This is a genomic window from Phaeacidiphilus oryzae TH49 (assembly GCF_000744815.1).
Taxonomy (GTDB): Bacteria; Actinomycetota; Actinomycetes; order Streptomycetales; family Streptomycetaceae; genus Phaeacidiphilus; species Phaeacidiphilus oryzae.
Genome location: NZ_JQMQ01000005.1, coordinates 6,705,365 through 6,726,895, shown reverse-complemented (window position 1 = coordinate 6,726,895; position 21,531 = coordinate 6,705,365). Strand labels below are relative to the sequence as shown.

18 protein-coding genes and 1 pseudogene are annotated in these 21,531 nt (G+C 74.1%); 10 read left to right on the top strand and 9 right to left on the bottom strand.

The annotated features are described in order from the left end of the window. Positions 1–3 precede the first annotated feature (3 nt). Genes BS73_RS33620 through BS73_RS33605 form a run of 5 tightly spaced genes read left to right on the top strand, consistent with a single transcriptional unit; the run spans position 4 to position 5,222 of the window. A complete protein-coding gene (locus BS73_RS33620) occupies positions 4–798 on the top strand; it encodes an ABC transporter permease (protein ID WP_051941301.1) in 795 nt (264 codons plus the stop codon). Beyond that, positions 765–1,163, top strand: a complete 399-nt coding sequence (locus tag BS73_RS35380; protein ID WP_051941300.1) for a hypothetical protein — start codon at positions 765–767, stop codon at positions 1,161–1,163. The genes BS73_RS33620 and BS73_RS35380 overlap by 34 nt, the downstream gene beginning before the upstream one ends. Further along, positions 1,163–2,389 (top strand): ABC transporter ATP-binding protein, encoded by a 1,227-nt coding sequence (locus tag BS73_RS33615; protein WP_063837120.1) that lies wholly within the window; start codon positions 1,163–1,165, stop codon positions 2,387–2,389. Before BS73_RS35380 ends, BS73_RS33615 begins: the two co-directional genes overlap by 1 nt. After that, the gene (locus BS73_RS33610) at positions 2,386–3,486 is read left to right on the top strand and encodes an ABC transporter ATP-binding protein (RefSeq protein ID WP_063837119.1); all 1,101 of its coding nucleotides are present in this window, start codon (positions 2,386–2,388) and stop codon (positions 3,484–3,486) included. Before BS73_RS33615 ends, BS73_RS33610 begins: the two co-directional genes overlap by 4 nt. A 20-nt stretch (positions 3,487–3,506) precedes the next feature. After that, positions 3,507–5,222, top strand: coding sequence for an ABC transporter substrate-binding protein (locus tag BS73_RS33605; RefSeq protein ID WP_084704557.1), 1,716 nt, complete (start codon positions 3,507–3,509; stop codon positions 5,220–5,222). 156 nt (positions 5,223–5,378) lie between these two features. On the opposite strand, the gene BS73_RS33600 is transcribed toward BS73_RS33605, so the two are convergent. From BS73_RS33600 to BS73_RS33595, 3 genes are all read right to left on the bottom strand, one after another. Then, the gene (locus BS73_RS33600; protein WP_037582416.1) at positions 5,379–7,127 is read right to left on the bottom strand and encodes a pyruvate dehydrogenase; all 1,749 of its coding nucleotides are present in this window, start codon (positions 7,125–7,127) and stop codon (positions 5,379–5,381) included. 93 nt (positions 7,128–7,220) lie between these two features. After that, a complete protein-coding gene (locus BS73_RS40580) occupies positions 7,221–7,493 on the bottom strand; it encodes a putative sulfate exporter family transporter (protein WP_265736881.1) in 273 nt (90 codons plus the stop codon). Next, the gene (locus BS73_RS33595; RefSeq protein WP_265736880.1) at positions 7,391–8,395 is read right to left on the bottom strand and encodes a YeiH family protein; all 1,005 of its coding nucleotides are present in this window, start codon (positions 8,393–8,395) and stop codon (positions 7,391–7,393) included. Before BS73_RS33595 ends, BS73_RS40580 begins: the two co-directional genes overlap by 103 nt. Before the next feature lie 71 nt (positions 8,396–8,466). Between BS73_RS33595 and BS73_RS33585 the strand changes: the two genes are divergently transcribed. Further along, positions 8,467–9,405 (top strand): LysR family transcriptional regulator, encoded by a 939-nt coding sequence (locus tag BS73_RS33585; RefSeq protein WP_235215617.1) that lies wholly within the window; start codon positions 8,467–8,469, stop codon positions 9,403–9,405. A gap of 45 nt (positions 9,406–9,450) precedes the next feature. On the opposite strand, the gene BS73_RS33580 is transcribed toward BS73_RS33585, so the two are convergent. Then, a complete protein-coding gene (locus tag BS73_RS33580; protein ID WP_037578100.1) occupies positions 9,451–10,239 on the bottom strand; it encodes a glutamate racemase in 789 nt (262 codons plus the stop codon). Between the two features lie 53 nt (positions 10,240–10,292). Here BS73_RS33580 and BS73_RS33575 point away from each other — a divergent pair, with 53 nt between their 5' ends. Then, positions 10,293–11,444, top strand: coding sequence for a glycosyltransferase (locus BS73_RS33575; RefSeq protein WP_037578099.1), 1,152 nt, complete (start codon positions 10,293–10,295; stop codon positions 11,442–11,444). Between the two features lie 196 nt (positions 11,445–11,640). Here the strand turns inward: BS73_RS33575 and mshC are convergent, their stop codons facing one another. From mshC to BS73_RS33555, 4 genes are all read right to left on the bottom strand, one after another. Then, positions 11,641–12,867: a cysteine--1-D-myo-inosityl 2-amino-2-deoxy-alpha-D-glucopyranoside ligase gene (gene mshC / locus BS73_RS33570; RefSeq protein WP_037578098.1), complete on the bottom strand. Its 1,227-nt coding sequence runs from the start codon at positions 12,865–12,867 to the stop codon at positions 11,641–11,643. 109 nt (positions 12,868–12,976) lie between these two features. Continuing rightward, positions 12,977–13,912 (bottom strand): SCO1664 family protein, encoded by a 936-nt coding sequence (locus BS73_RS33565; protein ID WP_235215616.1) that lies wholly within the window; start codon positions 13,910–13,912, stop codon positions 12,977–12,979. Positions 13,913–13,944: 32 nt separating this feature from the next. Continuing rightward, complete coding sequence (locus tag BS73_RS33560; protein WP_084704555.1) at positions 13,945–14,523, bottom strand: DUF3090 domain-containing protein; 579 nt, start codon at positions 14,521–14,523, stop codon at positions 13,945–13,947. Between the two features lie 66 nt (positions 14,524–14,589). Continuing rightward, positions 14,590–15,348, bottom strand: a complete 759-nt coding sequence (locus BS73_RS33555) for a histidine phosphatase family protein (RefSeq protein ID WP_037578096.1) — start codon at positions 15,346–15,348, stop codon at positions 14,590–14,592. A 143-nt stretch (positions 15,349–15,491) separates the two neighbouring features. Here BS73_RS33555 and BS73_RS33550 point away from each other — a divergent pair, with 143 nt between their 5' ends. Next, positions 15,492–16,649 carry a magnesium and cobalt transport protein CorA gene (locus BS73_RS33550; protein ID WP_161789732.1) on the top strand — a complete coding sequence of 386 codons (1,158 nt, stop codon included), beginning with the start codon at positions 15,492–15,494 and terminating at the stop codon, positions 16,647–16,649. Between the two features lie 138 nt (positions 16,650–16,787). Here BS73_RS33550 and BS73_RS33545 read toward each other — a convergent pair whose 3' ends face one another. Continuing rightward, positions 16,788–17,849 carry an LLM class F420-dependent oxidoreductase gene (locus tag BS73_RS33545; RefSeq protein ID WP_037582406.1) on the bottom strand — a complete coding sequence of 354 codons (1,062 nt, stop codon included), beginning with the start codon at positions 17,847–17,849 and terminating at the stop codon, positions 16,788–16,790. 293 nt (positions 17,850–18,142) lie between these two features. Between BS73_RS33545 and BS73_RS33540 the strand changes: the two genes are divergently transcribed. Then, entirely contained in the window at positions 18,143–19,123 is a 981-nt protein-coding gene (locus tag BS73_RS33540) for an aldo/keto reductase (RefSeq protein WP_037578095.1), read from the top strand. Positions 19,124–19,266: 143 nt separating this feature from the next. Continuing rightward, positions 19,267–21,515, top strand: a pseudogene (locus BS73_RS33535) (helix-hairpin-helix domain-containing protein). Positions 21,516–21,531 lie beyond the last annotated feature (16 nt).

Below are 21,531 nucleotides of genomic sequence, written 5' to 3'. Positions count from 1 at the left end.
CCCATGGTCATCCAGACCGCAGCGACCGCGGAGGCGCCTTCCGGCGCCCCGCCGGCCTCCGGCAGGCGACGCCGGCGGATACCGCTGCCCTCCTCCGGCAAGGTGTACGTGGGCGGGGCGATCCTCCTCTTCTTCGTGCTGCTGGCGATCTTCGGCCCGATGGTGGCCCCGCACGCCGCCGACTGGCAGGCGAACACCACCAGCTCCACCCCGCTTCCGCCGAGCGGCAAGTTCTGGTTCGGCACCGACCAGCAGCAGCACGACATCTTCTCCCAGGTGCTCTCCGGAGGCCGGGACACCCTGCTGATCGCGCTGGTCGCGGGCGTGGTGGCGAGCTTCCTCTCGGTCGCCATCGGGGTCACCGCCGGATACATGGGCGGCTGGGTGGACGAGGTGCTCTCCGCGCTCACCAACATCTTCCTGGCGCTGCCCGGCCTGCTGATCCTGATGGTGCTGATGCGGCCGCTTCCGCCCACCTCGACCTCGAACCCGCTGCTGATCGGCGCGGTGATCGCGGTCACCGCCTGGGCCTGGGGCGCGCGGGTGATGCGCGCCCAGACGCTCTCCCTGCGCGGGCAGGACTACGTGGAGTCGGCGCGGGTGATCGGCGAGTCCCGCCGGCGGATCATGGTCTTCGAGATCCTGCCCAACCTGCTGCCGATCCTGGCCTCGTCCTTCATCTTCACGGTGATCTACGGCATCGGCACCTATGTGGCGCTGGCCTGGCTCGGCGTGATCAACCGGCGAAGGTCACCTGGGGCACCATGCTCAACTCGGCGCAGGCCGACTCGGCGCTGATCAGCGGCTACTGGTGGTGGTACCTGATGCCGTCGATCTGCGTGGCGCTGGTCGGCATCGCGCTCGCCCTCCTCAACTTCGGCATCGACGAGGTGATCAACCCCCGGCTGCGCTCCGCCCGTCGCCGGCGCGGCGGCCCCCGCTTCGAGCTGGGCCTCACCCCCGTGGTCCGTACCCGCGGCGCCGCCGGCGCGGCGACCGGCACGGCCCCGGGCTCCGGCACCACCGGCGCGGGCGCCAGGCCCGGCCGGCACCGGGCCGCAGCGGCGGAGGCCGCCCGCACAACCCAGGCCCCCGTCTCTGGAGCCCCCGGCGAGATCCGCGCCGAGGGTCCGGCGGAGGCGCAGGACGGAGGAGTCCGCTGATGACCTCGACCGAATCGACCGAGCCGGCCCGGCTGGCCGCCGCGGCGGCCAGCGCCGCGCAGGCCGGCGCCACCGCCGACCCGGCGAAGTCCGCGGTGCCGGTCCCACGGCCGCAGGGCGAGCCGGTGCTCGAAGTGCGGGGCCTCTGCGTGGACTACGGGCTCGGCCCGGGCGGCGTGCAGGCCGTCTTCGACGCCGACCTGACCCTCCACCGGGGCGAGGTGCTCGGCCTGGCCGGCGAGTCCGGCTCGGGCAAGTCCACCCTGGCGTACGCGGTCACCCGGCTGCTCCGCGCCCCCGGCGTGATCACCGGCGGGGAGGTGCTCTTCCACTCCCGCCCGGCCTCGCACGGCGACGCGCCGGCCGGGCCCGAGGAGAGCATCGACCTCCTCTCCGCCGACGCCGCCACCCTGCGCCGGATCCGCTGGTCCGAGCTGTCGGTGGTGTTCCAGAGCGCGATGCACGCGCTCAACCCGGTGGCCCGGGTCGAGCGCCAGCTCACCGACGTGCTGCGGGCCCACCGCCCGGACCTGAGCGCCGAGGCCCGCCACGAGCGCGCGGTCGAGCTGCTGCGGATGGTCGGTATCAGCGCCGACCGGCTGCGTGCCTACCCCCACGAGCTCTCCGGCGGGATGCGCCAGCGGGCGATGATCGCCATGGCGCTGGCCCTGGAGCCGCAGGTGGTCATCATGGACGAGCCGACCACCGCGCTCGACGTGGTCACCCAGCGGGAGATCCTCGAGGAGCTGATGCAGCTCCGCGAGCGCCTCGGCTTCGCGGTGGTCTTCATCACCCACGACCTGTCGCTGCTGCTGGAGATGGCCGACTCGATCGCCATCATGTACGCGGGGCGGATCGTGGAGCGCGCCGGCGCGGCCGAACTCTTCCGCGCCCCCCGCCATCCGTACACCCTCGGGCTGCTCAACTCCTTCCCGGCGCTGCACGGCGAGCGGGTGCGGATGGAGGGCATCCCCGGCTCGCCGCCCTCGCTGAGCGACCTGCCGAAGGGCTGCACCTTCCACCCCCGCTGCCCGTTCGCCATGGACGTCTGCCGCGAGCAGGAGCCGCCGCTGCGGCCGGCCGTCGGGGACGTCCCCCACCGCAGGGTCTCCTGCTGGCTCCAGGACGGCAGCGGACCGGTCCCGGTCGAGCTCTCCGCCAGGCCGCCGTCCGGCACCACGACCGGCACCCCCGCCCCCCAGGCCCGGAAGGGAGACCGCGCATGACCACCACCGTGTCCCCCGAGGTGGTCCACGGCCCGCCCGCCTCCGGCGTCCCGGCGCTGGAGGCCCGCCATCTCACCAAGCACTTCCCGGTGCACTCGCTGGGCCGCGGCCCCCGGCAGGTCGTCCACGCCGTCGAGGACGTCTCGCTGGCGCTGCCGTACGGCACGGTCACCGCCGTGGTCGGCGAGAGCGGCAGCGGCAAGTCGACGCTGACCCGGATGCTGACCCGGCTGATCAAGCCCACCTCGGGCGAACTCCTGCTGGACGGCGCCCCGGTGGGCGCGGACGGCCGCTCCCGGCGGGACTACACCGGCCAGGTGCAGATGGTCCTCCAGGACCCGTTCTCCTCGCTGAACGCCGCGCACAGCGTCCGCTACCACCTCTCCCGCCCGCTGCGGCTGCACGGCACCCCGCGCTCGCAGGTGGAGCAGCGCTCGCTGGAGCTGCTGGAGCGGGTGGCGCTGCATCCCGCCTCCACCTATCTGGACAAGTACCCGCACGAGCTCTCCGGCGGCCAGCGGCAGCGGGTGGCGATCGCCCGCGCGCTGGCGGTCAACCCGCGGGTGCTGCTGGCCGACGAGCCGGTCTCCATGCTGGACGTCTCGATCCGGCTGGGCGTCCTCAACCTGCTGGACGAACTGCGGGAGCGCGAGCGGCTCGCGGTCCTGTACGTGACCCACGACATCGCCTCCGCCCGCTACCTCGCGGACTGCGTGGTGGTGATGTACGCGGGCCAGGTCGTCGAGTCGGGCCCGGCGGCCCGGATCACCGACGACCCCAAGCACCCCTACACCCAGCTCCTGCTGAGCGCCGCCCCGGACCCGGAGCGGCAGGAGCCCGTCGAACTGCGCGGCCGGGGAGCTCCACCCAGCCTGGTCGCGCCGCCCAGCGGCTGCCGGTTCCATCCGCGCTGCCCGTTCGCCATGGACGTCTGCCGGGAGCAGACCCCGCCGCCGTTCCCGATCGGAACCGCGCCGGACGGCGGACGGCAGGTGGCGGCCTGCTGGCTTTCCGCAGGTGCACCAGCAACACCCCAACCACCCACGGCACCTGAATTTCCGTCAGGTCCTGAGTCCGACACAGCCGCTGAGGCGTAGTCACCGAGGAGACGTTTCACATGAGTCGCAGATCCACCGTCACGGGGATGGCGATCGTCGCCGCCCTGGCCCTGGGGGCCGCGGCCTGTTCCAGCTCCAGCCCGAGCTCGAACTCGTCGTCGGGCGCCTCCGGGGGCTCGGCGAAGCCGCTGGTCATCGAGGACAACCCGATCTCGTCCTTCACCAACGACTTCAACCCGTTCGACACCAAGTCGTCCAGCAGCGACGAGAACACCAACGCGCTGGTCTACGAGCCCCTGCTGCAGTACAACACCCTCAACTCGGCCCAGCCGCCCATCCCGTGGCTGGCCACCAAGTGGGCCTGGAGCAACGGCAACAAGACCCTCACGCTGAGCCTGAAGCAGGGCGTGAAGTGGTCCGACGGCCAGGCGTTCAGCTCGGCCGACGTCAAGTTCACGATGCAGCTGCTGGCGAAGAACCCCGGCGCGAACCGCTGGGGCGTGCCCAACGTCTCCTCGGTCAGCACCCCTGACGCCAACACCGTGGTGCTGAACTACTCCACCCCGCAGTCGGCCGCGCTGGCCAACATCGGCAACACGCTGATCGTTCCGCAGCACATCTGGTCCAGCGTCACCAACCCGGCCACCGCGGTGATAGCCACCAGCAAGGCGATCGGCACCGGCCCGTTCCTGGTGGACAAGTTCACCCCGCAGAACATCACCTACAAGGCCAACAACGGCTACTGGGGCGGCGCGCCGAAGGTGAAGGCGGTCTCGCTGCCCGCCTACGCCAACAACGACGCGGCCACCCTGGCGCTCTCCTCCGGGCAGATCGACCTGGCCGGCAACAACATCAACAACGTCGAGAACACCTTCGTCGCCAAGAACCCGAGCACCAACCACCTGTTCATGGAGAAGCCGCCGTACTTCCCCGGCACCAACACGGTGGTCCTGCTGCTCAACAACAAGTCGACCAGCGCCCCGGCGCTCGCCGACGCCGGCGTCCGCAAGGCGATCAGCGCCGGCGTCGACCGGCAGGCCCTCGCCACCCAGTGCGAGACCAACTACGAGCTGCCCGCGTCCTCCTCCGGCGGACTGACCCTGCCGATGGACAAGGCCTTCCTGGACTCGAAGGTCTCCGACGACCTCAAGCCGACCACCGACTCGGCCAAGGTCACCTCGCTGATGCAGGGCGCCGGCTACACCAAGACCGGCGGCAAGTGGACCAAGGGCGGCCAGACCGTCAAGTTCACCATCATCGACCCCAACTCCTTCAGCGACTACTGGTGCGGCGCCCAGCAGATCGCCAAGCAGCTGAACGCCGAGGGCTTCGACGTCACCGCGAACGGCGCGTACGACCCGAACACCTGGAGCGACGCGGTCACCAACGGCAAGTACGACGCCAGCATCCACTGGGGCCAGGGCGGCACGCCGTTCCAGCGGCTGCAGTTCATCGCCGACTCGGCGCAGAGCGCGCCCGTCGGCCAGCCGGCGGCGGGCGACCTGGAGCGCTACCAGTCCGCGGCCGCGGACGCCGCGGTGAAGACCTATGAGAGCGCCACCACCACCGACCAGGCGCAGGCCGCCCTCAACAAGCTGCAGGAGCAGATCGCGGCGGACGCGCCCAGCACCCCGATCCTGTACGGCGCCGGCTGGTACGAGTACTCCACGGCCAACTTCACCGGCTGGGCCAACGAGTCCAACCCGTACGTCAACCCGGCACCGAACGACCAGAACTACGAGTACCTGGTGCTGCACCTGAAGCCGAACTCCTGACCTTCCCGCCTCCCCGCGGCAGGTCGGGCCACCGCGCCGGGCCGAAGTACCCTCCGATCAGGGTCGACGGGTACTTCGGCCCGGCGTCCGCCGGTGCGCGCCCGCGGTCGGCGCGCGCCGGCGGTCCCGGCTCTCGGACGCTCCCGAGGGCCGGGCTCAGGGGCGCGGGATGTTCCGGAGGTTGCTCCGGGCCATGTCGATCATCTTCCCCACCCCGCCGTCCAGCACCGTCCGGCCGGCGGCCAGCGCGAAGCCCTTCACCTGGGCGGCCGTGATGTGCGGCGGCAGGGAGAGGGCGTTGGGATCGGTGACCACGTCCACCAGGGCCGGCCCCGGAGCGGCGAAGGCCTCGGTGAGGGCGTCCCGCACCTCGCCGGGCTGGGTGACCCGCACCCCGTGGAAGCCGCAGACCCTGGCGATCGAGGCGTAGTCCACCGCGCCGTTGTCGATCTCGTACTCCGGGTACCCGGAGACCATCATCTCCAGCTTGATCATGCCGAGCGCGCCGTTGTTGAAGACCACGATCTTCACCGGCATCCGCTCCCGGTACTTGGCGACCGTCAGCAGCTCGCCCATCAGCATGCCTAGTCCGCCGTCCCCGGACATCGAGACCACCTGCCGCCCCGGGTGGGCGAGTTGGGCACCCATCGCGTGCGGCAGCGCGTTGGCCATCGAGCCGTGGAGGAACGAGCCGATCACCCGGCGCCGGCCGTTCGGGGTCAGGTAGCGGGCGGCCCACACGTTGTTCATCCCGGTGTCCACGGTGAAGACCGCGTCGTCTGCGGCGACCTCGTCCAGCACATAGGCCACGTACTCGGGGTGGATCGGGGTGTGCCGCTCGATGTTCCTGGTGTACGCGCCGACCACGTTCTCCAGCGCGCGGGCGTGCTTGCGCAGCATCGAGTCCAGGAACGACCGGTCCTGACGCTGCTTCAGCAGCGGCTGCACGGCCCGCAGCACCGCCCCGACGTCCCCGTGGACGGCCAGGTCCAGCGGCGTGCGCCGGCCGAGCCTGGTCGCGTCGTGGTCGATCTGCACGGTGTTCCGCCCGGGCAGGAAGGTGTCGTACGGGAAGTCGGTGCCGAGCAGCACCAGCAGGTCCGCCTCGCGCAGCGCCTCGTCGCAGGCGCCGTAGCCGAGCAGTCCGCTCATCCCGACGTCGTACGGGTTGTCGAACTGGATCCACTCCTTGCCCCGCAGCGAGTGGCCGACCGGTGCCTGCACCGTGCCGGCCAGCTGCATCACCTCGCCGTGGGCGTTGCGCACCCCGGCGCCGGCGAAGAGCACCGGCTTCCGCGCCCGGTTGAGCAGCTCCGCGAGCGCCTCCACCTGCGAGTCCCGCGGGACGGGGGTGGCGAACTCGGTGAGGAAGGAGCTCTCCCCGGTCGGGTTGGCCGGGGCCAGCGCGGCGACGTCGCCGGGGAAGGCGATCACCGACACCCCGCCGCCGCCGAGGGTGTGCTGGATCGCGGTGCGCAGCACCCGGGGCAGCTGGGCCGGGGTGCCGGCCATCTCGCAGTAGCCGGAGCAGTCCTCGAAGACCCGGGTGGGGTGGGTCTCCTGGAAGTAGCCGGTGCCGATCTGCGCGGACGGGATGTGCGAGGCCAGCGCGAGCACCGGCACGTTGTTCCGGTGGGCGTCGTACAGCCCCTGGATGAGGTGGGTGTTGCCGGGGCCGCAGGACCCCGCGCAGACCGCGAGCCGGCCGGTGGTCTCCGCCTCGGCGGCCGCGGCGAAGGCGCCGGCCTCCTCGTTGCGGACGTGCACCCACTCGATGGCCCCGTCGCTGCGCCGGATCGCGTCGACGACGGGGTTGAGACTGTCCCCCACCACCCCGTAGATCCGTTTCACGCCGGCCTGGCGCAGTACGGTGATCATCTGCTCCGCGACGCTGGAGTCCGCCACAGTCTCCTCCGGATGCTGACCGGCGATCATCTGACCGGGCCAGTACACCAGTTCAGCCGGGACTCCGCGCGCTTGGGGGCGGCGTGTCAGCGCTCAGGCGGAGCCGAAGACGTAGGGGAGTCCGATGCTGGTCGCGGTGACGACCACCCACAGGACGCCGCCGAGGAGGATCGGCCGGACGCCCGCCCGGCGCAGCCCGGCGAGGTCGGTGGAGAGCCCGATGCCGGCCAGCGCCACCGTGATCAGGAAGACCGCCAGGGTGCTCAGCGGCCCATGGGCGGCCGACGGGATGCCGCCCGCGGTGTTGAGCCCGGCCAGCAGCAGGAAGCCGACCAGGAACCAGGGGACCAGCCTGAGCGGCCGCACCCGGCCCGCGCCCGGCCCGTTCTGCGCCCGCGCTCCGGTCCGCGCCCCTCCCGTGCTCCGGCCCCTGCTCCCTCCCGCGCTTCCGCCCCGCGCGCCCGGCGGGCCGTCAGCGCCGCCAGGCCCAGGCAGATCGGGATGATCAGCAGCGTCCGGGTGAGCTTGACGACCACCGCGTGGTTCGCCGCCGCGTGCCCGTACACACTGGCCGCGGCCACCACCGAGGACATGTCGTTGACGGCGGTCCCGGCGAACAGCCCGAACGCCTGCTGGCTCATCCCGAGCAGATGCCCCAGCGTCGGGAAGATCAGTACCGCGGCCACATTGAAGACGAAGATGGTGGAGACCGCGTAGGCGATGTCGACCTCCGCGGCGGCGATCACCGGCGCCGCCGCGGCGATCGCCGAGGCCCCGCAGATCCCGGTGCCCACACCGACCAGGGTGCGGAGGTCCGAGGGGACCCCCATCCGCCGCCCGACCAGCGCCGCCGCACCCAGGCAGACGGCCAGGGTGCCGAGCATCACCGGCAGCGAACCGGCGCCCACCCGGACCACCTGCAGCAGTGAGAGCTGCGCCCCCAGCGCCACCACGGCGACCTGGAGGACGGGCTTGGCAGCGGTGGCGATCCCCGGCTTCAGCCGCTCCCCCGGCTTGGCCAGCGCGGCGATCACCGCGCCGATCACGATCGCCGTCACCGGAGCCCCGACCGTCGGCGCCAGCCGCCCCACGAGGGTGGCCGCCACCGCCACCGCGACCGCCAGCGCCAGCCCCGGAGCCCGCCGCCGGACCCCCTCCCAGCGGCGCACCGGCCAGGCCGGCCGGGACCGCGGCTGCGACTGCGACCGCGACCGCGACCGCGCTTCCCTGTGCACCCGGCTGGAGGAGGAACCCACTTCGCTGCTCATGATCGACACTCTGCGGGCGGACCGGTCGTCCCGGTAGCCCCGGATATTCGCTGACGTTATAACGCCGGGTTATGACACCGCCCGCCGAGCGGCTAAATTACGTGGTCATGGCCTACACCCCGGACCCGGAGTCGCTGCGCCTGCTGGTCCTCATCGACGAGTCCGGCAGCCTCAGCGGTGCCGCCGCGGCGCTCGGCCTCTCCCAGCCGGCCGCCAGCAAGCGGCTCTCCACCCTGGAGCGCGGCCTCGGCCTCACCCTCGCCGACCGCACCCGGCAGGGCACCCGGCTCACCCCCGCAGGCCGGGTGGTAGCCGGCTGGGCCCAGCGGGTCCTCACCCAGCTGGACAACCTCCTCTCCGGCGCCGAGTCGCTGCGCTCGCAGCGCAACGCGGAGCTGCGGGTGGCCGCCAGCATGACGCTGGCCGAGCACCTGGTCCCGGCCTGGGTCGGCGAGCTGCGCCGCCGCCATCCGGGCCTCTACGTCGGGCTTCAGGTGACCAACAGCGAGCATGTGCCAGGGCTGGTCCGGTCCGGTGCGGTGGACCTGGGGTTCATCGAGTCGCCGCGCCCGCCCCGCGACCTCTCCACCCGCCGGGTGGCCAGGGACCGCCTGGTCGTGGTGGTCGCGCCGAACCACCCCTGGGCCCGCCGCCGCGCCCCGCTCTCCGCCGCCGAACTCGCCGCCACCCCGCTGGTCGCCAGGGAACCCGGCTCGGGCACCCGGGACACCCTGGAGCTCGCCCTGAGCCGGGCCGGCGCGGCGATGGCCCCGCCGCTGCTCGAGGTGGGCTCCTCGGCGGCGATCCGCAGCGCCGTGGCGGACGGCACCGGGCCCGCCGTGATGAGCGAGCTCGCGGTGATCTCCGACGTCGCGGACGGCCGGCTGACCACCGTGCAGGTGGAGGGGCTCGACCTCTCCCGCTCGCTGCGCGCGGTCTGGCCCGGCGGCCGCCGCCTGGTCGGCCCCCCGGCCGAACTCCTGGCCGCGATCACCGGCAAGCGGCGGTGACCCCGGCCGGCCTGCCGGCCGGCCCTGTCAGCCGGAGCCGCCGGGTCAGTGCCGGACCCGGGCGGCCACCACCGAGTCCTCGGCCGCGATCGCCCGCCCGGCGGGGTACCTGAGGGCCTCGGGCGGCAGCGGCTCCACCCGCCCGCTGCGCAGCACCAGCAGTCGCCCGCCGCCCTGCCGCTCCCGTGCCCCGGCCGCCACCCGGCGCACCGCCTGCGCGGCCACCGCGCCGGCCGAGCCGAAGAACACCGGCCCGGCGCCGACCGCCGCCCGGATCTGGTCCGCCACCAACTCGTAGTGGGTGCAGCCCAGCACCAGCGCCCGCACCCGCTCCGGGGTGCGCGAGGCCGCGTCGGCCACTGCCCGGGAGACGGCCGGCTGGTCCGCCCGGTCCACCGCGTCGGCCAGCCCCGGGCAGGCCACCTCGACGATCTCGGCGGCACCGCCGAACTCGTCGATCAGACCGCTCTGGTAGGGGCTTCCGGTGGTCGCCGGGGTGGCCCAGATGGCCACCGAGCCGCCGCCCGCCGCCGCCGGCTTGATCGCCGGCACCGTGCCGACCACCGGGATCTCCGGCTCCAGCTCCGCCCGAATCGCCTCCAGCGCGTGCACCGAGGCCGTGTTGCAGGCGACGATCAGCGCGTCCGGCCCCTCGGCCGCCGCGGCGCGGGCCACGGCCAGCGCGTGGGCCGTGACGTCCTCCGGGGTACGCGGCCCCCAGGGCATGCCGTCCGGGTCGCTGGACAGCACCAGGTCGGCGTCCGGCCGCAGCTCACGCAGCGCCGCCGCGGCGGCGAGCAGCCCGATGCCCGAGTCCATGAGTGCGATCTTCACAACGCCAGACCCTAACCGATCGGTCCGCCGACGATGCGTCAGACTCTTGTGCCGTGACCGCACTGACCTGGATCTCACTCGTCTCGCTGCTCGCCTGGCTCTGGCTGCTGCTCGGCCAGGGCTTCTTCTGGCGGACCGACCAGCGGCTACCGGAACGGCGGCCGCCGCGCAGCTGGCCCGAGGTGGCGGTGGTGGTCCCGGCCAGGGACGAGGCCGAGGTCCTGGAGTCCTCGCTGGGCTCGCTGCTGGCGCAGAAGTACCCGGGGCGGGCGCGGGTGGTGCTGGTCGACGACAACTCCACCGACGGCACCGGCGACATCGCCCGCCGCCTCGCCGAGGCCGAGGGCTCCCTGCCGCTCACCGTCACCACCCCAGGTGAGCCGCCGGCCGGCTGGACCGGGAAGCTCTGGGCGCTGCGGCACGGCGTCGAACTGGCGGAGCGCCAGGGCACCCCGGTCTACCTGCTGCTCACCGACGCGGACATCGCCCACGGCCCGGACTCCCTCGCCGACCTGGTCTCCGCGGCCGAGACCAGCGGCCTGGCCATGGTCTCCCAGATGGCCCGGCTGCGGACCAGCACCCGCTGGGAGAAGCTCATCGTCCCGGCCTTCGTCTACTTCTTCGCCCAGCTATACCCCTTCCGCTGGAGCAACCGGCCGGGGACGCGGACGGCCGCCGCGGCGGGCGGCTGCTCGCTGGTCCGCGCGGACGCGCTGGAGCGCGCGGGGGGCGTGGCGGCGATCCGGGGCGCGGTCATCGACGACGTCTCGCTGGCGAGGCTGATCAAGCGCGACGGCGGGCGGACCTGGCTGGGCCTCGCCGAGGCCGTCGACTCGATCCGGCCGTATCCGGAGCTGGGCCAGCTCTGGCGGATGGTCTCGCGCAGCGCGTACGCCCAGCTCCAGCACTCCGTGCTGCTGCTGGCCGGGACGGTGCTGGGGCTGGCGCTCGTGTATCTGGTCCCGCCGGTGGCGACCGTCATCGGGGCGGCCACCGCGGACTGGCCGGCGCTGGCGCTGGGCGGGGCGGCCTGGCTGCTGATGACCGCGACCTTCGTCCCGATGCTGCGCTACTACCGGCTGACGCCGGCGGGCGCGCTTCTGCTGCCGTTCACCGCGTCGCTCTATCTGCTGATGACGGTCGACTCGGCCGTCCAGCACTGGCGCGGCCGCGGCGCCGCGTGGAAGGGCCGCACCTACGGCTGAGCGCCGCCGCCCCGAGTCGCGGAGCGACCGAAGGGGCGCGGGGAACTGCGCGGCCGACCATCGAACCGCCCGCAGTCGGCTGCGGAGTCCGAGTTGCAACCCGGGGGCCGTTGCCGAGTGCGGCAGGGTGCGGCGCCGGCCGCGCAGTTCCCCGCGCCCCTTCGGTCGCTCCGCGACTCGCCCGGGGGCGAAAAAGCTACAGCGCGACGCCCAGCAGCGCGTCCACCGCCCGGGAGACCAGGCCGGGAGCGGACGGGTCCGCGCCGCCCTCCGCGGACTGCCGCGCGACCCAGCGGTCGACCGCCGCCAGCGCCGCCGGCGCGTCGAGGTCGTTCGCCAGCGCCTCGCGGATCTCCCGCAGCAGCGACTCCGCCGACGGCCCGTCCGGCCGCGACACCGCGGCCCGCCAGGACGCCAGCCGCGCCTCCGCCTCGGCCAGCCCCGCGTCCGTCCACTCCCAGTCCGACCGGTAGTGGTGCGCCAGCAGCGCCAGCCGAATGGCGCCCGGGTCGACTCCGTCCCGCCGCAGCCGCGACACGAACACCAGGTTGCCCCGCGACTTGGACATCTTCTCGCCGTCCAGCGCGACCATCCCGGCGTGGACGTACGCCTTGGCGAAGGGGTACTCCCCGGTCGCCATCTGACCGTGCGAGGCGCCCATCTCGTGGTGGGGGAAGGAGAGGTCGGAGCCTCCGCCCTGGATGTCGAAGTCCATGCCCAGGTGTTCGAGGGCGATCGCCACGCACTCGATGTGCCAGCCCGGGCGCCCGCGTCCCAGCTCGGTCTCCCAGGCGGGCTCGCCGGGCCGCGCGGCCATCCAGAGCAGCGGGTCGAGGCGGTGCTTCTTGCCCGGGCGGTCGGGGTCCCCGCCGCGCTCGGCGAAGAGCGGCAGCATCTCCTCCTCGCTGAGCCGGGACACCTGGCCGAAGTGCGGGTCGGACTCCACGGAGAAGTAGATGTCGCCGTCGACCTCGTAGGCCGCGCCGGCCTCCAGCAGCCGCTGGACCAGCGGGACGATGGTCGGGATGGCCTCGACCGCGCCGATGTAGTGCGCGGGCGGCAGCATCCGCAGGGCCGTCATGTCCTCGCGGAAGAGCGCGGTCTCCCGCTCGGCCAGCTCGGTCCAGTCCTGCCCGGTGTCGACGGCCCGCTCCAGCAGCGGATCGTCCACGTCGGTGACGTTCTGGACGTAGACGACGTCGTGGCCGGCGTCCCGCCACACCCGCTGGATCAGGTCGAAGGCGTTGTAGGTGGCCGCGTGCCCCATGTGGGTCGCGTCGTATGGGGTGATCCCGCAGACGTAGAGGCGGGCGGTAGGACCGGGTTCGACGGTCCGCGGGGCTCCGGAGGACGTGTCGTAGACACGCAGCGGGAGCCCCTTACCGGGGAGTGCGGGTACCTCGGAGGCAGGCCAGGCATGCATACGCACGACTCTAACCGCGCGGTCCGATCATCCGCTATTGGGCCCTGTCCTCAGCCGATAATCGACGCGTACAAGTATCTGCCGCCCCGCCCCGTCGCCCCCGCCCGGCTCAGATCGGCGGCCAGGGCACGGCGGGCCAGTCCCCGGAGGGGAGCGGGTGGACGCCGGATTCGAGGAGACCGGTGACCCGGCCGCGCAGCGCGGTCAGCTCCTCGGCGGTGAGCAGCGCGGCCAGCCGCCGGTCCAGCGCGGCGCCCTCCGCCAGCTCGCCGTCCAGTCGGCCGAGTACCTCGACCGCCTCCCCGGTCAGCGGCTCCCCCGCCCAGCCCCACAGCAGGGTGCGGAGCTTGGGCGGGACGGCGAAGGTCACCCCGTGGTCGATCCCGTACAGCCGGCCGTCGGCCGCCGTGAGGAGATGGCCGCCCTTGCGGTCGCCGTTGTTTATCACCGCGTCGAGCACGGAGAGCCTGCGGAGCCGCTGGTCGTCGGCGTGCACCAGCAGGGCCGTCCGGCCGCCGCCGACCTCGGCGCGGCCGATCGCCCGCCAGCCGGGCTCCGGCTCCTGGGCGTCCTGCAGCGCCAGCAGCGCGTGCGGCCCGCCGTCCTCCTCGTCCGCCCGGCCGGTGCCCGCGCCGTCCGCGGCCTCGGCGCCCGGCGCTCCCTCCGCGTCCGCCGCGTCCGCCGCACCGGGATCGGGCGTGTCCAGCTCGGGCGTCTCCACCGGCTCGATCCAGAGCTGCACCATCCCCTCACCGAACGGTCCCTCGCGGAGCACCGTCGGCGGGATCAGCGGCCAGCCGGCGGCGGCGGCCACCTCGTAGGCGGCCGTCTCCCGGGCCGCCAGGGTGCCGTCCGGGAAGTCCCACAGCGGGCGCTCACCGGCCACCGGCTTGTAGACGCAGAAGGCCTCCACCCCATCGGCGTCCACCGAGCAGTAGAAGGCCGCGTTGGAGGCCGTGGTGAGGCGGCCGTGGACGGTCAACCCGCCCTCGCGCAGCAGCTCCAGGGCGCGTATCGGGTCCGCGGCGAGCTCGGCGCAGGCCACCGGGTCCGCGACCGGGATCGCGGCCTCGGCGCTCAGCGCCGGTACCCGTTCTGACGGGGGCAGACGTGCCCCTCCGGGTCCAGCGGGAGGCTGCAGAACGGGCAGGACGGCCGCCCGGCGGCGACCAGCTCCAGCGCCCGCTTGGCGAAGGACCGCGCCATCGCGCCGGACATCGTCACCCGGAGCAGCGGCGGGCCGTTCTCGTCGTCCTCGAAGAGCTCCTCCTCGTCGGCCGACTCCGGGTCGTCCGGATCGGACTCGACCATGGCCTGCGCCTCGACGATCACCCGCTCCTGGTTGCCGTCCCAGGCCAGCGCCATGGTGCCGACCCGGAACTCCTCGTCCAGCGGCACGTCGAGCGGGGCCGTGTCGACCATGTCGGTCGGGGCGACCGCCGGGACCGGAGCGCTGCCGCCGGTGCGCCGCAGCACCTCGTCGAGCAGCTCGTCGACGCGCTCGGCCAGCGCCTCCACCTGCGCCTTCTCCAGCAGAACACTGGTGGTGCGCCCCTCACCGCTCGCCTGGAGATAGAAGGCGCGGTGGCCTGGCTCACCCACCGTTCCGGCGACGAAGCGCTCGGGCGGATCGTAGAGGAACACCTGACGGGGCACAGCTCCTGCTCCGATGCTCGGGTCGACAGTTCGGACGACTTCACCCTATCCCTGAGACACGGTGGATCATCGCACGCCGGGGTCACCGCCGATCACCGCGTCCGAGGAGGGACCCTCCTCGCGGCCCGACGAACTGCCCGCTCCCGCCGCGTCCTTGGACCCCTGGTCGGAGGGCCTGGGGGCGAGCGAGGCCAGCCCGCCGGTGTCGCCGAGCCGGAGCAGGAAGGGGCGCATCGGGGTGTAGCGGATGGCGGTCACCGAGCAGGGCTCCACGGAGATCCGCTGGAAGTCGTCCAGGTGCATGCCGAGGGCGTCGGCCGCCACCGCCTTGATCACGTCGCCGTGGGAGCAGGCCAGCCAGACCGCGTCCGGGCCGTGCTCCTCGGCGACCCTGGCGTCCCACTCGCGGACCGCCTCCACCGCGCGGTGGCTCATCTCCCGCAGCGACTCGCCCTCGGGACCGGGGAAGACGGCCGCCGAGGGATGCGCCTGGACCGTGCGCCAGAGCGGCTCGTCGGCCAGCTCGGCCAGCTTCCGACCGGTCCAGTCGCCGTAGCGGCACTCGCCGATCCGCTCGTCCCGGTGGTCCGGCACGGGGGTGCCGGCCGCGGCGCGGGCGGAGAGCAGCGGGGCGACGGTCTGCCGGCAGCGGTCCAGCGGACTGCTGACGACCAGTGAGATCGGCAGCTCGGCGAGGCGGTCGACCAGGCCGTCGGCCTGCCGGCGCCCGCTCTCGTCCAGGTCGACCCCGGGGCTCCAGCCGGCGAGCACACCCGAGGTGTTGGCGGTGGAGCGTCCGTGGCGTACGAGCAGCAGCGTGGGCATGCGCCCCAGCGTAGGTCGTCGGGGCGCGAAACGATCCCCCGCCCCCGGCGCGGCCCGGGGCGACCCCGGGCCGGCCTCGCGCCACACTGGCGCGCCGCGCCCGGGCGGTGCCGTCACGGGCCGGCGGTCGCCACAATGGCCCTGTGACGCCTCCCGTACCGCGCCAGGACCCTGCCGGCCGCCGCCCCCGCCCCGATGCCGCCCGCGCGGATGCCGCCGGTCCCGACGGGGGAGCGGACGACCCCGCCCTGTCCTCGTCCTCGCGGGTGCGGCGGCCGGGCCCGGTCGGCGCCGGGCCGGGGGCACCGCGCTGCCGGTTCGTCGAGGGCCGCCGGCTGCTGCCGGAGCGGGTCGGCCTCCACGAGGGCCTGGACCGGGTCCGCGGCGCGGGGCCGGGCGGCGAGCTCTTCCTCTGGGTCGACCTCCACCGCCCCGGCCCGGAGGCCTTCGAGACGCTCCAGCACGAGCTGGGACTGCACCCGCTGGCCGTCGAGGACGCCGTCAAGGCCCACCAGCGGCCCAAGATCGAGCTCTACGGGGACGTCCTCTTCACCGTCCTCAAGAGGGTCCGCCTGGACGAGCGGGCCGACGACGGCCTGGCCGTCGGCGAGCTGATGCTCTTCGTGGGCGCCGACTTCGTGGTCACGGTCCGGCACGACGAAGACGGTGGCGCACCCGATCCGCTGCCCGAGCTCCGGCAGCGGCTGGCCGACGCGCCCCCGGCGCTCACCGGCGGCCCCGCCGCCCTGCTGCATGCCGCCTGCGACGCGGTGGTCGACGACTACCTCGCCGTCGAGGTCGAACTCGACGACGAGACGGGCGAGTTGGACGCGGATGTGTTCGCCGAGCCGCGCCCGCCCCGGCTGGCCGAGCGGATCTACGGGGGCAAGCGCCGGCTGGTCGCCTTCCGCCGGGCCACCGCCCCGCTGCTGCCGGCCGTGGTTCGGCTGGCCGGCGGCGGCGTGCCGCACCTCCCGGACGAGGCCAGGCCGTTCTTCCGGGACGTGGCGGACCACCTCACCGAGGTGACCGAGCGGGTGGAGGCGATGGAACGCCAGCTCGCGGACGTGCTGGACGCCGACCTGGCGCAGATCGGCCTGCGGCAGAACGACGACATGCGGAAGATCTCCGCCTGGGCCGCGCTGGTCGCCGTGCCCACCCTGATCGCCGGGGTCTACGGGATGAACTTCCGCTGGATGCCCGAGCTCGACCTGCCCTGGGGATACCCGGCGGCGATCGGGCTGATGGTGGTGGTCTGCTGGGTGCTGTACCGGGTGTTCAAGCGCAGCGGCTGGCTCTGAGGTCCCTGCGGAGAAATTCTCGGCATTTCCCGGTGCGGAGCCGTAACCCCCGTGCGCTCCGCTCGTTCTACCGGGTACCCGTCGGCCGCGGCGGGGACAAACCCCCGAGCTCCCGCCGCGGCTGCCGTGGTCTTCCGGCTACGCCAGTCCGGCCTGCTCCACGGCCTCTGCGGCGGTGCGGAGCGCCTCGATCCGCTCGTCCAGGGTGAACCCGGCCGGGGTCAGGTTGACGGTGGTGACGCCGACGGCCGCGTAGGCCTGAAGCCGCTCGGCGATCCGGTCCCTGGTGCCGATCAGCGTGGTCCGGTCGATCATCTCCTGCGGGACGGCCGCGGCGGCGTCGTCGTACTCCTTGGCCAGGTACTTGTCCTGGATCTCCGCCGCCTCCTTCTCGTACCCGAGCCGCTGGGCGATGCGGTTGTAGAAGTTCTGCTTGCGGCTGCCCATCCCGCCGACGTAGAGGGCGGTGTAGGGACGGAAGAAGTTGGCCGCGGCCTCGATGTCCGCGGCCTCGTCCGTGGCGGTGACCGCGATCGGGACGTTCGGCGCCAGGTCGAAGCCGTCCAGCGTCTTGCCGGCCTTCTCGCGGCCGGCCCGCAGCGGGTCCACGGAGATGGCGGACTGCTCGGGGGCGAAGAAGATGCCCAGCCAGCCGTCCGCGATCTCGCCGGTCAGCTCAAGGTTCTTGGGGCCGATGGCGGCGATGTAGGTGGGGATCTCCTCCCGCACCGGGTGGACGATCAGCTTCAGCGGCTTGCCGGGCCCGTCCGGCAGCGGCAGCGTCCAGTTGGCGCCCTCGTGGACGACCCGCTCCCGGGACAGCGCCTTGCGGATGATCTCCACGTACTCGCGGGTCCTGGCCAGCGGCTTGTCGAACTTGACCCCGTACCAGCCCTCCGAGACCTGGGGGCCGGAGACGCCCAGGCCGAGCCGGAAGCGGCCGCCGGAGAGGGTGTCCAGAGTGGCCGCGGTCATCGCGGTCATGGTCGGGGTGCGGGCCGGGATCTGGAAGATCGCCGAACCGACGTCGATCCGCTCGGTCTTGGCGGCGACGTAGGCCAGCACGGTGGCCGCGTCCGAACCGTAGGCCTCGGCGGCCCAGCAGACCGAGTAGCCCAGCCGGTCCGCCTCCTGGGCCACGGCCAGATTGTCCGCGTCGTTTCCGGCACCCCAGTAGCCGAGGTTGATTCCCAGACGCAAGCTCACTTCGGTTCCCGCCTCTCCCGCCTGATGCGCTCTCGCGCGGCTGCCCGGGCCCCCGTCCCGCGCGGACGGCCCTTCGCGGCGACCCTATCCGGGCCCGGCAGGACGGGGCTACCCGCCAGTAGAGATCTTCGCCACCTTGTTCCCGCGGAGGGGAGAGTTCCGTGGCCGCCCCGGCGGGGCACGACACGCCGAGACCGCCGCGCCCGCAGGGCAGCCCGGACGGCGCGATCCGCGTAGGCTCGCCCCGGCGCCCGTGCGGCGCACGGGAGATGAGGGAGAACGCAAGGGTGGAACAGCGACACCTCGGCCGTACCGGACTGCGGGTGTCCCGCCTCGGACTCGGCACGATGACCTGGGGCCGGGACACCGACGAGCAGGACGCGGCGGACCAGTTGAAGGCCTTCGTGGAGGCCGGCGGCACCCTGGTGGACACCGCGGACGTCTACGCGGACGGGGGCGCCGAGTACATCCTGTCGCAGTTCGTCGGCGATCTGGTGCCGCGCGACGAGCTGGTGATCGCCACCAAGGCGGGCAGCGTCCCCGACCCCGACCGCCGCTTCGACACCTCCCGCGGACACCTCCTCGGCGCGCTGGACTCCTCACTTGAGCGGCTCGGGACGGACTACGTCGACCTCTGGCAGGTGCACGCGTACGACCCGGCGACGCCGACCGAGGAAACCCTGGCCACCCTCGACCTGGCGGTGTCCTCCGGCCGGGCCCGCTACGTCGGGGTCTCCAACTACTGCGGCTGGCAGCTCACCAAGGCCGCCACCTGGCAGCGCGCGGTCCCCGGCCGCACCCCGCTGGCCTCCACGCAGATGGAGTACTCCCTGCTGCAGCGAGGTATAGAGCGCGAGGTGCTGCCCGCGGCGATGGACAGCGGCGTCGGACTGCTGGCCTCCTCGCCGCTCGGCCGCGGGGTGCTCACCGGCAAGTACCGGCACGGCACCCCGCAGGACTCGCGCGGGGCCTCGCCGTACCTCTCCGGCTTCGTCCAGCCGTACCTGGACGAGCGGGGGCGGGCGATCGTGGACGCGGTGGCCACCGCGGCGGACGGCCTGGGCTGCACCCCGCTCCAGGTCGCGCTGGCCTGGGTGCGGGACCAGCCGGGAGTGTCCGCGCCGATCCTCGGCGCCCGGACCGCCGAGCAGCTGCGGGCCGCGTTGAGCGCGGAGTCGCTGAACCTGCCGGAGGAGATCGGCGAGGCGCTGGACGACGTGTCGGCGCCCGTCCACTACTACCCGGACCAGGACTGGCAGCAGCTGTAGCGCGGGAGTCGCGGACCGGGTGGGGCGGGCCTCGCGGGCGTTGTCAGTGGCTCCGGATAGCCTCGGGATGCTCGACACGCACGACCACAGGACTGGAGCCGGAAGTGACCGACCTCGACGCCGCGGGCGGCGACCCGAAGGACATCGCCGCCGCGATCCGCGCCCTCGGAGGCAACATCGCCCTCGGCACCGGCCACCTTCCGACCCCGCCGCCGAAGCCCCGGGCGACGGACGAGGGGGACGGAGAGCGGGACGCAGAGGGCGAGGCCGACGCCGAGGGTGCCGCGAACGCAGAGGGCGAGGCGGAGGCGGCGGACGGCGGTGCGGCCGGCGAGGCGGGGGCGGAAGCGGCCGGGGAGTCCGAGGCCGCGGAGACGCCGGAGAGGGCGGAGGCGGCGGCGAGCGCAGGAACGGCGGAGACCGCGGAGATCCCGGAGTCCGCGGGGCCCACCGCCGAGGCGGGGCCGGCCGGGGCGACGCCCGTCGACGCCCCGGCGAACGACTCCCCGCGCAGGGCCCCCGCGTCCGCCGCCGCCCCTGCCCTGCCGGACTCCGTGCGGGAGGAGGCCGAGCGGGCCGCGAGCGAGGTCCTCCAGCGCGGCGGCGCCCCGCCGAGCTGGCCGCGCCCGCGGTGGCCGCCCTCGGCGAGCGGGCCGCGGCGGTCCTGCGCGAGGACCCGTGGGCCGTGCTGGCCCTCCCCGGCGTCCGCCCGGACCAGGCGGACGGCTTCGCCCGCGGGCTGCTCTCCGCCGCCGGCGAGGAGACCTCCCCCGGCGACCCGCGCCGGGCCCAGGCCCTGACCGTCCATCTCCTCGAACGGGCCGCGCTCTTCGGCCACACCGCGGCCGAACTGACCGAGCTGCGCGCCGGGTTGGCGAAACTCGGCGTCCCCTCCCCGGAGGAGGCGCTGGCCGAGGTGCTCGCGGACGGCCGGGTGATGGCCTTCCGCGAGGAGGAGGACGAGGAGGACTTCGAGGAGGAGGGCGCCGAGCGGGGTCCTGAGCCCGGCGCGGCCGCTCCCGGCGGCAGCGGAGGCGGATCGGACGCCCCGGTCTACATCGCCCTGGACCGCTACGCCCTCGCCGAGGAGAGCCTCGCGGACGGGCTGATCCGGCTCCGCTCCACCTTCGAGCCGCCCGCCGCCGAGGAGGCCGAGAGCTGGGCGAAGGCCGCCGGGGAGGCGCCGTCGCCGTCCGCCGGCGACCTGATCCGGGCGGCGGCGGGGAACGGCCTGGTGCTCCACACCGGCGGCGAGGCCGCGCGGGCCGAGCCGCTCGCGCTGGTCCGCGCGGCTCGCGCGCTCGGCCTGCGCGCCTGGCTCGCGGTCGCCAACGAGGACGGACTCCGCCGGGTGGATCCGGCCGCCGGGGCCGAGGCTTCGGACGGGGCCTCGGCCGAGGCGGGCGCCGGTGCCGTGGCGGTCACCGTCCGCGCCCTGATGGACGGCTCGGCCGGTCCCGGCCGGGCCGAGGACGGCTCGCTCGACCTCGACCTGCTGGCCGTCTGCGACGCCCCCACGCTGGACGTGGAGTCCGCCGCCACCCTCGTCGAGGCCGTCCCGGACGGCGCCCGGCTGGTCCTCAGCGGGGACCCGGGCGAGCTGTGGTCGGCGGGTCCCGGCCGGGTCTTCGCCGACCTGCTGGCCGCCCGCCCCTGCCCGGTGGTGGCGTCCCGCACGCCTGACTTCGGGCCGATCGGCGAGTTGGTCTCCGGGATCGGCGTCGGCGAGCTCCTCCCCGTGGAGGCACCGGGGAAGGAGGTGGTGATCGTCTCCGTCGGCGACCCCGGCGAGGCGGTCCACCGCACCGTGCAGCTGGTCCAGGACTCGATCCCGCGGGCCCTGGGCATCCCCGCCGGGCAGGTCCGGGTGCTCACCCTGGGCCACGGCGGCCCGGTCGGCACCCGCGCGCTCAACGCCGCCCTCAAGGAGCGGCTGAACCCGGGCCCTGGCCGCTTCGGCGGTTTCGACCCGGGCGACGCCGTGGTCCACTCCCCCGTCCCCGGCGACGCCCGCCCCGCCCTGGTCCGCACGGCGACCCCGGAGGGGCTGCTCGTGGCGGGGGCGGACGGGACGGAGTACACCGTCCCGCGCGAGCAGGTAGAGGCCGGAAAGGTGCGCCACGGCTGGGCGCTGACGGTCCATCAGGCGGCCGCCCGGCGCTGGCCGGGGGTGGTGGCGGTGCTGCCCGGGGACGCCGGGAGCACCCTCACCCGGCAGCTGGTGTACACCGCCTTCGGCCGCGCCGAGCGCCATCTCTCCGTGGTGCAGGGGGCCGGCCCGGTACTCGCCGAGGCGGTGGCCAACCGCCCGGCCGCGCCCCGGACCACCAGGCTGGACACCCTGCTGACCGGCCTGCTGGCCCAGCTCACGGAGGAGCCCGGGGAGGCCTAGGGATGCCCAGGGGCGC